Source organism: Pseudomonas sp. MD330_10 (assembly GCF_042610415.1).
GTDB lineage: Bacteria > Pseudomonadota > Gammaproteobacteria > Pseudomonadales > Pseudomonadaceae > Aquipseudomonas > Aquipseudomonas rhodesiae.
In genome coordinates this window covers 1-496 of record NZ_JBHGZU010000048.1, presented here as the reverse complement: position 1 = coordinate 496, position 496 = coordinate 1, and the positions used below count along the sequence as shown (strand labels likewise).

At 61.3% G+C, this 496-nt stretch carries 1 pseudogene; it reads right to left on the bottom strand.

Annotated features, from left to right (window positions below):
* A pseudogene (locus tag ACFZPT_RS26550) lies at positions 1-496 on the bottom strand (type IV secretion protein Rhs); the annotation flags it as partial.

Below are 496 nucleotides of genomic sequence, written 5' to 3'. Positions count from 1 at the left end.
TGCTTGGCGAGCAACGCCAACAACGCTCGCGCCCGCGCGGATTTGATGCTGCTGAGCGTCTGAGCACCCAGGCGCAGTGCCACGCCCATGCCTGCTGTGGCCCAGATCAGCAGCAGATTGATCAGCACTTCCCCGGTCAGTTCGCCAACCAGTTCGTACATCTCGGGCGGCGGCAGCAGGCGCATCCAACTGACCATGGCTGCCAAGTAAATGAACAGCAGCGGCTCATCGCTGAGCACCAGCAACCCCTGGGCAATCGCGTCGCTGCCGAGTGCCAGCAGCGCATCGAGTTCGGCCTGGGAGATGTAGGCCAAGAGCTTTTCGCTGTGGGCCTTGAGGTCCGATAGCAGCTCATACAGCTGCGTGACGTTGTCCCACAGGTTGTACAGCGCTTTGGCCAAGCCACTTGAAAAAGCCACGCCCTGCATGGCGCTGCGCTCAAGCGCGGTGGCGTGGGAAAAATCGTCCCAGCGGGGTTTGAAGGTCTTTGCCCATT